13 protein-coding genes are annotated in these 13,530 nt (G+C 46.2%); 4 read left to right on the forward strand and 9 right to left on the reverse strand.

Translation table 11 applies throughout. The annotated features are described in order from the left end of the window. Positions 1-83: 83 nt before the first annotated feature. The gene (locus IDZ20_RS07060) at positions 84-2,912 is read left to right on the forward strand and encodes a hypothetical protein (RefSeq protein WP_188150722.1); all 2,829 of its coding nucleotides are present in this window, start codon (positions 84-86) and stop codon (positions 2,910-2,912) included. Between the two features lie 136 nt (positions 2,913-3,048). Here the strand turns inward: IDZ20_RS07060 and IDZ20_RS07065 are convergent, their stop codons facing one another. The 6 genes from IDZ20_RS07065 to IDZ20_RS16490 all read right to left on the reverse strand — a co-directional run bounded on the left by IDZ20_RS07065 (position 3,049) and on the right by IDZ20_RS16490 (position 7,687). After that, positions 3,049-3,603: a pyridoxamine 5'-phosphate oxidase family protein gene (locus tag IDZ20_RS07065; protein WP_188150723.1), complete on the reverse strand. Its 555-nt coding sequence runs from the start codon at positions 3,601-3,603 to the stop codon at positions 3,049-3,051. A gap of 74 nt (positions 3,604-3,677) precedes the next feature. Then, positions 3,678-4,313, reverse strand: coding sequence for a hypothetical protein (locus tag IDZ20_RS07070; RefSeq protein WP_188150724.1), 636 nt, complete (start codon positions 4,311-4,313; stop codon positions 3,678-3,680). Between the two features lie 268 nt (positions 4,314-4,581). Continuing rightward, on the reverse strand, positions 4,582-5,760 hold the full coding sequence (locus tag IDZ20_RS07075; RefSeq protein ID WP_188150725.1) for a N(5)-(carboxyethyl)ornithine synthase: 1,179 nt from the start codon (positions 5,758-5,760) through the stop codon (positions 4,582-4,584). A 406-nt stretch (positions 5,761-6,166) separates the two neighbouring features. After that, entirely contained in the window at positions 6,167-6,763 is a 597-nt protein-coding gene (locus tag IDZ20_RS07080; protein ID WP_188150726.1) for a pentapeptide repeat-containing protein, read from the reverse strand. A gap of 120 nt (positions 6,764-6,883) precedes the next feature. Beyond that, on the reverse strand, positions 6,884-7,126 hold the full coding sequence (locus IDZ20_RS07085) for a hypothetical protein (protein WP_188150727.1): 243 nt from the start codon (positions 7,124-7,126) through the stop codon (positions 6,884-6,886). Between the two features lie 60 nt (positions 7,127-7,186). Next, entirely contained in the window at positions 7,187-7,687 is a 501-nt protein-coding gene (locus IDZ20_RS16490; RefSeq protein WP_188150728.1) for a GNAT family N-acetyltransferase, read from the reverse strand. A gap of 184 nt (positions 7,688-7,871) precedes the next feature. Between IDZ20_RS16490 and rlmF the strand changes: the two genes are divergently transcribed. Further along, positions 7,872-8,876 (forward strand): 23S rRNA (adenine(1618)-N(6))-methyltransferase RlmF, encoded by a 1,005-nt coding sequence (gene rlmF, locus IDZ20_RS07095; protein WP_223144929.1) that lies wholly within the window; start codon positions 7,872-7,874, stop codon positions 8,874-8,876. Between the two features lie 25 nt (positions 8,877-8,901). Here rlmF and IDZ20_RS07100 read toward each other — a convergent pair whose 3' ends face one another. Beyond that, positions 8,902-9,285, reverse strand: a complete 384-nt coding sequence (locus tag IDZ20_RS07100; protein WP_223144926.1) for a thiol-disulfide oxidoreductase DCC family protein — start codon at positions 9,283-9,285, stop codon at positions 8,902-8,904. Between the two features lie 234 nt (positions 9,286-9,519). Further along, the gene (locus tag IDZ20_RS07105) at positions 9,520-10,317 is read right to left on the reverse strand and encodes a UDP-2,3-diacylglucosamine diphosphatase (RefSeq protein WP_188150730.1); all 798 of its coding nucleotides are present in this window, start codon (positions 10,315-10,317) and stop codon (positions 9,520-9,522) included. A gap of 354 nt (positions 10,318-10,671) precedes the next feature. Between IDZ20_RS07105 and IDZ20_RS07110 the strand changes: the two genes are divergently transcribed. Then, positions 10,672-11,637, forward strand: a complete 966-nt coding sequence (locus IDZ20_RS07110; protein ID WP_188150731.1) for a fasciclin domain-containing protein — start codon at positions 10,672-10,674, stop codon at positions 11,635-11,637. Positions 11,638-11,865: 228 nt separating this feature from the next. Further along, positions 11,866-12,681 (forward strand): TatD family hydrolase, encoded by an 816-nt coding sequence (locus tag IDZ20_RS07115; RefSeq protein ID WP_188150732.1) that lies wholly within the window; start codon positions 11,866-11,868, stop codon positions 12,679-12,681. Positions 12,682-12,692: 11 nt separating this feature from the next. Here the strand turns inward: IDZ20_RS07115 and tcdA are convergent, their stop codons facing one another. Beyond that, entirely contained in the window at positions 12,693-13,511 is an 819-nt protein-coding gene (gene tcdA / locus IDZ20_RS07120) for a tRNA cyclic N6-threonylcarbamoyladenosine(37) synthase TcdA (RefSeq protein ID WP_188150733.1), read from the reverse strand. Between the last annotated feature and the right edge of the window lie 19 nt (positions 13,512-13,530).

Here is a 13,530-nt window from a genome sequence, read left to right on the forward strand (position 1 = left end):
AATCGAACAGTTAAAAACGTTCTGGTCACATGGAATCCCAGTGATGGGTAATAACTTTTCAACCATTAGCGGAAACATAAGCTATGAAAATATTTAAATATGCAATTGCTCTAGCGAGCGCTAGCGTACTTTTGTCGGCCTGCGGTGGCAGTAGTAATGACGACGACACCACTCCAACCGCAACACCAACTCCCACGCCTACCGTTTCTTGTAACGATGGCTTGCCTAGCTTCGTAACCTGTACCGATGGCACCGGCAGTGCAGCTGATGTTTATGTTATTAGCGGTAATATCAACGAAGATTACACCTTGGATTACAGTAGCAGTAAAGACTGGCGTATTAGCGGCACTGTTACCGTAGGTTCTGGCAACGTAACGACTGTTGCGTCAGATGCTGACGTAATGGCCGTTCAAGACGCTGGTGTTACCTTGACGATTGAGCCTGGTGTTCACGTTAAAGCGTTTGAAAGTGCGAAATTTATTGTAACGCGCGGTTCAAAACTTGACGCCGACGGTACGGCCGCTTTACCAATTACCTTTAGCTCGTTAGATGATAACTATGACGGCGAAGGTGAGTGGGGCGGTGTTGTTGTGCAAGGTTTTGCGCCGCAATATGGTAAAGGCAATACCGGTGCATGTTTTGGAGATGGCACTACCTGTAACGTAGATGGTGAAGGCGGTGATGATATCGGCGTTTACGGCGGTAATATTGTTGACGATAACAGCGGTACTATTCGCTACGTTCGTATTGCTGAAGGTGGTTTGATTGCCAGCGCCGACAACGAAGTAAATGGTCTAACGCTTCAGGGTGTTGGTTCCGACACCGTGGTTGAATATGTGCAGGTACACGGCAACCAAGATGATGGCATAGAATGGTTTGGTGGAACGGTAAATGTTAAGCACGTTGTTCTTACTAACAACGATGATGACGATATCGATTTTGACGAAGGCTACGTTGGTAACATCCAATATGCGTTAGTTGTTAAGAACCAAACTAAAGCAGCGCCCACAGGCAAAAACGATCCGCGCGGAATCGAAGCCAACTCAAGCGATGCGGATTACGTACCACAAACGAATGCGGTTTTATCAAACATTACCGTTATTGGTGGCTCAGTAAATAACGCTCCAGACTCTAGCGAAGGCGAGCAGCCAGGTATGCGTTTGCGCGGATCGTTAACCGTGAATATCGTAAACAGTGTTGTCGAAGGTTTTGATAAAGCCTGTATCCGTATTGACGATTCGGACATTGACGGTTCTGGTGCTGGCACCGAGATGGAAAACTCAAACGTAACTCTCACCAATGTGTTAGGTGACTGTGAAGGTGGTTACTATCAGAAGCGTGCAGCGGATGCGGAAAACAATGCAACAGCGACCACTGTAACGTTTGATGCGGCTTACGCCATTAACGAAGCTTCTGCTCAGCTAGATAGCGTTGTTGCTGTAACGGCGGTGGGTAGCTCTAGCTTTACTTTCGACTCTACCGACTATGTTGGTGCGGTTGCGCCGGGTACTGACGCAGCAGACGCATGGTGGGCTGGTTGGACGCTTCCTGGTACGCTTACTGAAGCCGAAACTGAAACCCCAGCGGCTGCAGACTTTGTAAGCTGTGACGGCGATGTGTGTACGATTAACGGAAACATCACGACTGACTACACCTTAGTTAACGGTGTTGAGTGGCGCTTGAGCGGTACTATTGCTGTTGGTAACGGTAATACCACAACACTGAATAATGATGACGACGTTGCCGCTTTACGCGCAGCAGGCGTTACTTTGACGGTTCGCCCTGGCGTTGAAGTTTTGGGTTTCGAAAGCTCTAAGCTAATCATCACTCGCGGTTCAAAAATCATGGCCGAGGGTAAGTCCTACGCGCCAATTACTTTTGCTTCGCTTGATGAAGGTTATGAAGGTGAAGGCGAGTGGGGCGGCATTGTTGTTCAGGGCCTTGCTCCACAATATGGAAAAGGTAACACCGGTGCCTGTTATGGCGACGGCACTACCTGTAACGTAGACGGCGAAGGCGGCGACGACATCGGTGTTTATGGCGGTAACGATAAAGCTGACGATAGCGGAGTACTGAAGTTTGTACGTATCGCTGAAGCCGGTTTGGTTGCAAGTGCCGATAACGAAGTGAACGGTCTTACCTTCCAAGGCGTTGGCCACGGAACTGAAGTTGAATATATTCAAATTCACGGCAACCGCGACGACGGTATCGAGTGGTTTGGTGGCACGGTTAATGTTAAGTACGCTGTATTAACCAGTAACGATGATGACGATATCGACTTCGATGAAGGTTACATGGGTAACATTCAGTACGCCTTGATCGTTAAAAATCAAACTAAAGATACCCCTACGGGTAAAAACGATCCGCGCGGAATTGAAGCCAACTCAAGCGACGCTGATTACGTTCCACAAACCAACGCGGTATTAGCTAACATTACAGTTATTGGTGGCCCCGTAAATAACAACGCCGACTCCGAAGAAGGTCAGCAGCCGGGCATGCGTTTACGCGGTGCATTAACGGTTGCGGTTCACAACACGGTTGTTGAAGGTTTTGATAAGGGTTGTATTCGTATCGATGACGCCGACATTGACGGCTCTGGCGCGGGTACAGATATGGAGCTTTCATCGGTAACGTTGAATAACGTACTTGGCGATTGTTCTAGCGGTTACTACCAGAAGCGTGCAGCGGACAGCGTAACGAATGCTGGTCCAGATACGACTGCGGTTAGTTTCGATGCGGCTTATGCCTTAGAAGGTTCGGAAGCCATGTTGGATTCAGCCGCGACCATTACGGCGATGGATAACGGTTCAGACTTCAGCTTTGACCAAACTGACTATGTTGGTGCGGTTAAGCCGGGCACTGCCGCTGCAGACGCTTGGTGGGCAGGTTGGACACTAGACGGTACACTTTAATCTAAGCAACAGCGTTGTACGGCGCTAGCCGCGCAACGCTTTAGTTTCTTAGAGAGAACAAATAAAAAAGACCAGCCTCGATTGTGGCTGGTCTTTTTTTGTTTGGTTAGTAATAGGTCTTATATTCATAAATGAATTAGCTGTTAGTCTTTTCGAGAATGTTGGTGGCAATACCATCTAGACTACTCTGATTTTTCTCTTTCCAATACGCCTTAATTCCGTCCTCACCTTTGTTGTTCGCCCAATCACTTAGTTGCTCGCGTTCAGACACATAGTCAAAAAAGGGCACAGACATACCGCAGGACGTTTGCACTAGCTCGATAGACAGCGTGAAAATCTGCCGAGCGCCGGGAAGCGGTGGGAAAAGTTGATATAACTCATCCCAGCTATCGCTATTGTAGTGAACGACGCTAGCGCTACCGTAAAGCCGCAAGATCATTGGCTTGCCCTCAAAGGCAGCGAACATAATGGTCATTCTGGGCTGTACTTGAACGTGGGCTGCGGTTTCGTTTCCGCTACCGGTAACATTAAGCCAGGCGATGGTGTTGTTATTGATAACCTTGAAAGAGTTCATACCTTTTGGTGAAACGTTAACTTTGCTATCTGCCGTTGCGGTGCCCACAAAAAATAATTTTTGCTTACCGATAAACTTAATGTGTTTATCTGAAAGTTCTGAAAATTGTTGTCCCATTACTTCTATTGCTCCATTGTTTAGCTGCATAGTGAATGCTAGGCGTTGTTAACAAACCGCCAGTAGATTCCTATCTAGACACGCCTATGTTTGTTACCTTTTACTACAATTACCACACCGTAATATACCAGTAGTGTAAGGCCAAGCAATCCCAACACACCAAGTGCTAAATTGATCTGCCGTTGGCCGAGCCATTGTAGGTAGTGTATTTTGTACAGGGTATTTATGATCTTGGTGTCTAACCCGCGCTGACGAATACTGAGGGTATTCCAGTCTAGTGTAAGTTCCACGCCTGTGGTGGTTACGTATGTGCTGTTAAGTCCTTGACTATGCCGCTCAGTATTATTTGGGCTAATAATACCGTAGCGTTCTCTATTTATTGCTATGGCGTCCTCTAACAATAAGATGATATCGCTTTCGCTGGGTTGGGGAAATATAGCTAAATTTTGGGCATTTAGGTGATGAGTTTCACTGCCCTGTTTCACAAGTAAGTGATAGCCAAGAATCGTACGTTTAATATTAAGCTCCAACCAACCCGGTTGCGTGTTAACAGTGAAGCCCTGTTCAATTGGGTAAACCTTAGGGGCTATTTGTTGGTAGGCGCCGTCGTAGCCTGGCTTAGTTAGGAATATAAGCCCGGTTATAATCCAACCGATAAAGGGTAAAACGAGTATCAATCCCGCTATCTTATGTATTTTTCGTGGTGTCATTAGTTTCAACTGAATTTCGGAAATGGCGAAGAGCTTTGTTTGAGATCTTTTTTTGTCACAACTTCGACCTTGACACTATAAGTTATTAACCTAACGAATTGAAGGTGTTAGCTTTGTATTTGAATGTGTGGAGTAGAGAGCGTTTTTTTATAGCATATAAATGTTGAAATATATAATACTAAATATTACCGGGAAGTTGGTTAAGAGTGCTCTTGAATAGGCATGTGTTGCCAGCGCATACCGATGAAGCGCTGGCAGGGGTTAGTTATTAGGCCGCATTCTTAGGGGCAATACTTTTATCGGGCTCTATAAGAGCGTGTGGGTATTCATCTTCACGATTTTGGAATGCAAGAATAGCGGGGCTTTTTATAACACCACAATCAATATTGATTGCGCGCCGAATAGTCTCATTTTCAAACCAACTCTTACGACCGGCGAGTACAGCGGGTAAATAGACAATAAGTGCAGCTGAAATTGATCGCGTTGCACTTTCCCATAAATAGCTAGGGGTGTGATCTACCGCGTAGTAATCAATGGTTTCGTACTTAAACATTGGCTTCTTAAACGTTGTAGGTTTAGCGAAAAAGAAGCCCATGCCCTCATCGCAACTCACATCAATAATTAGACTATTGTGCTTTAGACTTGCCTTTTCCGCTTCGATAATAAAATCCGTAGGGCAGGCAGTGTCTTGAAAGGTTCCGTTTACGATAATATCGGATTCGCTAATCAGGTCATTCAACGGCCGTGAAGAACCGTCGTGTTCCACCACCATCATGCGAGCCTCGCTATGATCACCGGCGCGAATTCGAACGTAGTTACAATCGAGTACTTCTTCACGCACTTCATGCTCGGGACGTTGAATACAGATGGTGATGTCTCTAAACCCGTGAGCCTTAAGTGCGTATATTGCACCACGGCTTACTGCGCCGAAACCGAAAATAATTGTTTTACGTTGATTACCGTAATGACCGTCAATACCTTTAAGTTGCAGCGCATGTATTACCGCGCAGTAGCCTGCCATTTCATTGTTTTTGTAAAAGGTATGGCGTCCAACCTGACCGCTGGGTGACCAAATAAACATGTCCTCAAAGGCGATGAGTGTCTGTTTACGATCGAGTGCTGCTTGGGTTATATCCTGCTGCTGTACGCAATGCACATAACCCCATAGGGTTCCTCCTTCGCGAAGATCCTGTAGATCAGCCAATACGGGCTTGGCAATAATTACGGTGCCAATATCTGCCAATAGTTCGTGTCGCGTCGCAACGCCACCAGACAGAGACGTGATCTGCGCATCTGTAATACCAAATGGTAAGCCATAACCTTCTTCGAATATAAGTTGTTGGCGAAGCGCTTCCGGAATTCGAGATAAGTGCTCGGGATGGATAGGGAAGCGTCGTTCGTCTTCTTTTCTAGAAGTCCCAATGACTCCTACGCGTGATGTCTTCATGTGCCGTTTCCTAGTTATGAAAAAATTCAATAAGTGGGACTGCATGAACGAATTATCACTTTCGCCAATAGGCCTGTTTTTTTATGCGCTGTATAACTCAAGCGCTGCAGATAGTTAGCAAAGGACGCTCTGCTGAAATGAGTGGGAGACAAAGCTGGTGCACCACACGAAAGATAGCAGCAGATTGCATGCACTCATTGCGTGATAACTTTCGGAGTGAATGTAAAAACGCAGAGCGTTGGAGAGAAATTTGATGTGTGAGATAAAATTAGCTGATATATAGCAGCCTTAGCCAATCAACGAATAGACTATGATCATTGCGTGGCTGATAGCTATTGTAACACAGTCGAGTCTAGTCAGTTTGCGTTTGTGATATGCGGAATAATACTAGGCGAAAGAGGAATAACTAATCGACTAGTTCAATCTCAAGGCTATAAAGGAGTCGAATCGCTTCAAAGCGGCTAAACTTGGCCTTCTTAATCTTGTTTATGTAGATGTCAATATCGTAGTCGGTGGCTTCAGAAAAGTCCGCACCCGTTAAATTGGTGTTGGCAAAGAGGCTGCCCGCTAAGTCCGTGTGTGTAAAATTCGCGTTGCTAAAATCACCTTCGCGAAAATCAGTATTATGGGCCTTGCATTCCTCAAGCACTAACTCTTGCAGAACGAGGCCATAAAAAGAACAATCGCTGAGTATTGAGTTGTAAAACTTAATAGGCGAACTAAACATCAAGCTTGGCCATGCCACTCTGGTCCAGTTTATACCCAGTAATTTCGAGTTTTTAAAGCATACATCAGAAAACTTGCTGTATTCCAGTTTTGCATTGCTCAGATTGCAGTTGCTGAAATCGCAATCAACAAAATTACACCTTTTAAAGCTCGCTTCACTAAAATCACATTTCTGAAATGTACAGCCGTCGAACTCTTTCGATATTATTTCTTGGCCGGAAAAATCCATGCTTACGAAATTATCCGACCAATATTCATTTTTTTCTTCTAAGTTCATCAAATATTCTTTCTGCTTTTGACGTGTGTTAACGCTGCCTCATCCATGCTTATGAAATCTCGTCGTCGAGAGCGTTTTAGGTGTTTGATCTTTATACTCTAGGGTGGGTGAAATAACGGTCTAGTCTTTATAGCGAATAGAGGGCGATTTAGCTTCTTCGACTGTGTTGAGTTCTATAAGCTCCATTCCGTATGTTTCACACTGTCCGCCGGCATGGTAAATTTTTGTATCCAATATATCTTTTAAGTGGAAGCAAGGCGGGTGGACGTATCGTTGCTGGTTAAATATTTCATCGCCGCGAGCAGCAATGGCGCTTGTCATTAGAAGAAGGTAAAAAAGTATAAAGGCGATCGGCCTGATCATAAAAACTCTCTGTTTATTACTTTGCTGTGTGGTCTTCTGATTTTACGAGGCTGTTAGAGTTTACCACGGTTTAGAGTGGATAATTATGTCTCCAGAGAGCTCTCTGATACCGCGTAACATAAATACAAATTCTTTAGCCTCTACGTGGCCGTTGTTTTGAAGGAATCTAACGCTACCATTGAAGATGTCGTAGCCATGTTTCGCGTAGTATGGGGCTAGTCGCAGTGGGCAAAATAGCGAGCTAAACCTACTTTGTGGCGAAAGAAAATCAGAGCTATGCAGTTTTGAAAACATTGTATATGGGATTTTCTTGCCTTGATATTCGGGGCGAACGACTACACCGCCTACGCCAATCGTTGAGACGCTCTTACTGTTTATTTCCAGATTGAAACGCGAAAACCCGAGGTGAGCGATGGCTATTCCGGAGTCCCTAGTCACAATTCTATTTGTTGGCTCTACCCAGCTATATTTGGCTCCCTCAGCAGGGAACACTCGCTCAGCCCATCCAAAAAGGCTCTTGTGGTCTGCGTCGGTAAGCTGTTGTTCAAATTTACATTTCATATCTTTGCATACCTACCTAGCTAAGGCGCCTGATAGATTAGAGTTTTTTGGGTGCCGTAAGTAGATGTTTAAAGTGCAGCAGCTTGTTAGGTATGCCGCATTCGTATATTAGGATTATAATCACCTACTAAACCAATACCTAATCTATTGTTGGGTTCAATGCCGTGGGCAAATTACTGTGAGCATGCTCTACCGAAATAACAAGAACCAAACCAATCTAAATCGCAAAGGTCTACACCAGCGAAACCTACATAGGCAGGGCTATGATCTACCAGCTCTGGCAAAAAGTTACCCGCCACTGGCCGAATACGTAAAAGCGAACACTCACGGAAACCTGTCGGTCGAATTCGCGGATCCGCTGGCAGTAAAAGCCTTAAACACCGCACTATTAGAACACTATTACGACATTATCGATTGGGATATTCCAGAAGGCGCGCTTTGTCCGCCCATTCCCGGTAGAGCTGACTACATACATTATATAGCGGAATTGCTGGGTGTTGACGAACCTTCCCGCAACCTACCATCTTCCAGTCTCATCAGCACTCAACCGAAAAAAATAACATTGCTCGATATCGGAACGGGTGCAAACGGAATATACCCGCTGTTGGCTAGCCAGATATATGGTTGGCATTGTGTTGGCAGTGATATTAATACGCAGTCGCTTGAGAGCGTAGCCTCGATTATCAGCCGTAACGCTAAACTGAAAGGTGGGTTCGAGCTGCGCTTACAGTCGGATAAAAACCATATTTTTGACGGGATTATTCGCCCGGACGAGTTCTTTGATGTCAGCGTATGCAATCCGCCTTTTCACGCATCTGAATCTGAAGCAACCAAGGGGAGCCTGATTAAGTTAAGCAACCTTGCACGTAATCGCGGCGAAGAAACAATCAGCCGGACCAATAGCGGAGAAAGTCGAAATACTATACCTACAACTGCGACCCTAAATTTCGGAGGTATAGAGGCCGAGCTTTGGTGTAACGGTGGTGAACGAATGTTCCTTAAAAAGTTGATAAAAGAAAGTTGTGTTTATTCCGCTCAATGCCGCTGGTTTACAAGCCTTGTTTCGAAGGCTGACAATGTGAAGCCGGCTAAAAAACTAATCCGCAAGCTTGGTGCAATTGATCTGCGCGAAATCGAAATGAAGCAAGGGAATAAACGCACGAGAATTTTGGCGTGGACATTTATCTAAAGCCATAAAGGCTAAACTTACTTGGTTAAGGTAAACGGCACCTTTCGCAGCGAGTTTTTCCGGTTAGCCAGCGAGATATTGTGTAGCGGTGTTTGGCAAAGCCTAGGTAGCAGTAATCCGCAATCGGTTTTATCAGGGGCCAGCGTAATGGGGCGGTTAAATAGCCTAGGCCGACAAGTTGCCATGCTTTATGTGTTACATCTAAGCCCAGTAGCAGTGTCCCGTCATCGGTTATAGCATGAAGTATTCGGCTGGCGTGTTGTGCGTCGATGTTGGGGTAGTGCTCTAACGCGGCTACGTCGTATAGGTCTACTAGGTGTATGTCTTGTTTATGGTCACGTTGCTTCAGTCTACGCATTTCGTCCACGCAGAGTGGGCATTGGCTGTCAAAAAAAATGGTAAGCGGCATGATGGTTGTCTCGCGATTCCTTTGTTCTATTGGTAACTGTATACGTGCAGTATAGGCTGCGAGATTATCGTGCGATATAGGCCAACACTTTAGGTTAGCTGGATATGAGTCGGTTGAGGGGTGGTTGAAAATAGTTGGTCAGAGCTGACGCTGCTTTGGCTAACAGGGGTGCCCGATTGGACACACCTGTTTTAACGGTTAGGCGATATATTTTATAGTGTTGTCACTTGGTCACTATGCGGCTTTTAACGAGCGCTGGTTGGTTTCGTTATCTAGCCATTCTACGTCGCCGGTAAAATGCAGTAGTCGCAGTTCGCCGGAAAAGTCTTCGGTTAGTGCGGTACAGCTTTCTATCCAGTCACCGGTGTTAGCGTAAATAAAACCGTCGGTTTGATCTAGGTCTGGGTAGTGAATGTGCCCGCAAACTACGCCGTCGAAGCCGCGCTTTTTTGCTTCTTCTATGCATTGTTGTTTGTAGCGGTCTATGGCTTGGCGCGCACCAGAGACGTTTTCTTTTATTTGTTTCGATAGGGAAAAGTAGGGTTTCCCTATCCATTTCCGCACACGATTTGCCCAGCGATTTAAAAATAGTAGGAAGGTGTAAGCCACTTCGCCTGTTATTTTTGTCATCCAATCGTAGGTCATGTAAGCATCCATGGCGTCGCCGTGGAATATCCACAAACGCTTGCCAGTTACCGTTTTGTAAACTTCTTGGTGTTCTATTTCGATAGGGCCAAACTTTTGCCCTGAGAAGTGACGCATCGGATCGTCGTGGTTGCCAGGTATGTAAACTACGCGAGTGCCTTTGTCGGCAAGCTCATAGAGTTTTAACAAAATATGGTAGTGCTCACGCGGCCAAAAAATGCGTTTTTTGAGTGACCATAGGTCTACTATATCGCCAACTAAGTAGAGCGTATCGCAGCGAATGCTACTTAAAAATTGGAATAGATACTCTACTTTGCAATCTTTAAAGCCCAGGTGAACGTCGGATATCCAAATGGTGCGAGCATTTATATGCGGCGATACAGACATTGGCACAACCTCTATTGGTTTTGCATGCCAGTCTGCCGAGTTTAAATGACGCTTTATTAACAGGATTGTTAATGTTTTGTGACGAGTAGCGATTTACAAGCTCTGTGGCCCTCGCTATTTAGTTGGGTCTGCGAATAGAACGTTGGCATCAAATAATACGCCTGTTTGAAAAACTTAAGTGTGTTTTACGGGGCGCGTCTTTGGTAAAGATCACTTTTCCGCTGATAATTGTGTAGTTGCCGTCTGTTTTGCGATTGGGTTCTAAAAAAGTCGGTCGATTTAAAATTATTCGAATCTTTATTTTATGGGGCTAGCGTACAAACTGGGCATTTAACAAACCCAGAGGATACTCACATGAAAACGCTAAAAATAGTATGGATTCCTGTTTTACTTTCAGTATTACTTACCGCCTGTGGTGGTGACGATGATGATAGTATTTTACCCACACCTACCCCCGAGGCTGAAGTAACGGTATCGACAGTCGTAGATGTGGCCGTTGCGAATGGTAACTTTACAACACTGGTTACCGCGTTACAGGCAACCCAATTAGACGCAGTTTTGGATGACCCGAACGGCTCCTTTACTGTGTTTGCACCAACCGATGCAGCTTTCGCCGCTTTGGGGCAAGAGACGATTAATGCCTTGTTAGCGGATACCGATACACTCTCGGATATTTTGTTGTATCACGTTGTGAGCGGCGCCGAAATTGATGCTGCTACCGCGGTTTCGGCTGCGGGCACTACTATCGAAATGGCTAATGGTGACTTTGTCGGTTTGTCGCTAAGTGGTTCCGATCTGTTGGTAAATCTTTCTACGGTAACCATGACCGATATCATGACCGACAATGGCATTATTCATGTGCTCGATTCGGTATTGATACCACCCGCTGATATGGGCGAACCGACGGATAACATTGTGGAGACCGCTGTTAACGCAGGTAGTTTTACAACCTTGGTTTCGGCGTTGCAATCCGCTGGTTTGGATACTGTGCTTGCCGACGAAACCGCGACCTTTACGGTGTTTGCACCAACCGATGCAGCCTTCGAAAAAATTGACGATCAGGCTTTAGCGGATTTGGTTGCCGATAACGATGCGTTAACGGCTGTGTTGTTACAGCATGTGGTGAGTGGCGCAGCAGTAGATGCTGTTAGCGCTTATAGCTTAAGTGGAACTATGGTGGAAACCGCCGGTGGTGAGATGATCGAAGTCGCGATTGTTGATGGCGTGTTAACTGTAGGAGGTGCGGAGGTAACGACTACGAATATTTATACCAGTAACGGTGTGATTCACGTGATTGATACGGTGATTGTTGGCCAGTAGTTTCCCCAAACTGGGCCCTTTAAGTTTGGGCTCAGTTTTTTATATTAAGTTTAAACTTCTGTCAGAAGTTATTAGGTTAACCGTGAATACTTTGCTCGTTATGTGTCTGCCGTTAGAAATTTGAGCGAGTGTCGATTAGGTTGGAAAAAGGTGTGTGGTAACGCTGGAGGGTTTACAATCGCAGTCAGCGTATTTTGCCGAAAACTAGACGATGAACCCAGCTAAACTATGAACGCTACCGATGCAGCATCGCAGGCCAAGCCAAACTTTATCGATTCCCACTGTCATTTTGATTTCGAAGAATTTGATCAGGACCGAGAACAGGTTCTTTCAAGCTGCCGCGAACGTGGCGTTAATAAAATTGTAGTGCCGGGTGTTGAGCCCGCACAGTGGTTTACTTTGGCCAAGCTTATCGAGAGGTATGAAGGTTTGCATATGGCCGCAGGTATCCACCCTTGGTGGGTCGAGCGGGTGGTGCTGGAATCGAATAGTGCGCTTGAGCAATTACAGCAAAACTTGGTTGATTTTGTTGGGCAAAACAAAGTCGTGGCAATTGGCGAATGTGGATTGGATGCCGCTATAGCAACACCCATGTCGTTGCAGGTCGCGGTATTGCGATTACAGTTAGAGGTGGCGTCGGAAAAGTGTTTACCTGTAATTTTACACAGCCGCAAAACACATACGTTGTTGTTGCAAGAAATAAAAGGCAGCCCTGTTGCTAAAGGCGGGGTAGTGCATGGTTTTAGTGGCAGCTATGAACAGGCTTGTGCGTTTTGGGATTTAGGTATTCGTATCGGAGTGGGCGGCACTATCACCTACCCGCGTGCCGCGAAAACCCGTGCGGCAGTAACCAAAATGCCACTCGAGGCACTGTTATTAGAAACCGATGCGCCAGATATGCCCTTGGCTGGGCGTCAGGGGCAGCGCAATAGCCCTGAGTATTTACCGGAAGTCGCACAGGTACTGGCAGACTTAAGGGGGCAGTCGGTTGAAACGATCGCTGCACAGACGAGTGCAAATGCTAGTGATGTATTTGGGCTGTAAAAAAAGACGAGCTAACGCGCGTCAGACAAGTAGCGATCAATCGCTTGAGATGCAGCGCTAAAGCCAAAGCTGCCGGTGATCATTGTGGCGGAGCCAAAGCCGCCAGCACAATCTAGCTTCACGCCATCCTGGAGGCTTTGTTTGTTATTACATACCGTGCCGTCTGGTTGTGGGTAAACCATTTGTTCGGGGGAGTAGATTGCGTCTACCCGAAACTTGCGGCTTTTACTTTTAGCGAAGTTGAAATGCCGATAGAGCAGATTGCGCACTTTGGCGAGTAGCGGGTCGCCGGGTGTTGCACCTAAATCGCCAACGCGAATTTGTTGTGGGTCTCGCTTGCCGCCAGATGAGCCGCAACACACCAAGCGCATTTTATGTCGGCTGCAATGGGCGATAAGTGCGGCTTTGACATTGGCGGAATCTATGGCATCGATAACGACATGATGTTTAGTCGAGATGAGTTCGGCAATATTGTCGCGGGTGAGAAAGTCGGTGATGGTATGCAGGGTAATCTCTGGATTTATATCGCGCAGGCGATTGGAGAGTACGTCGTTTTTGGGCTGACCAACGGTAGAGTTAAGGGCGTGCAGCTGGCGATTGGTATTGGTCACACAGATATCGTCCAGCTCAATCAGTGTCAGTTCGCCAATACCACTGCGCGCGAGAGCTTCTGCTGCCCAGGTGCCAACTCCGCCAAGCCCAACTACAACAAAATGTGCCTGTGATAAAGCCAATAGCGCGGGTGTGCCGTATAGCCTACCAATGCCGCCAAAGCGATTAAGGTAATTCTGGCTGGGTGTTTTGCCGCTTTCATTCGCGTTTGAGTCCACAAAGAGTCCTAGTTTTTTG

The organism is Teredinibacter waterburyi, assembly GCF_001922985.1.
Taxonomy (GTDB): Bacteria; Pseudomonadota; Gammaproteobacteria; order Pseudomonadales; family Cellvibrionaceae; genus Teredinibacter; species Teredinibacter waterburyi.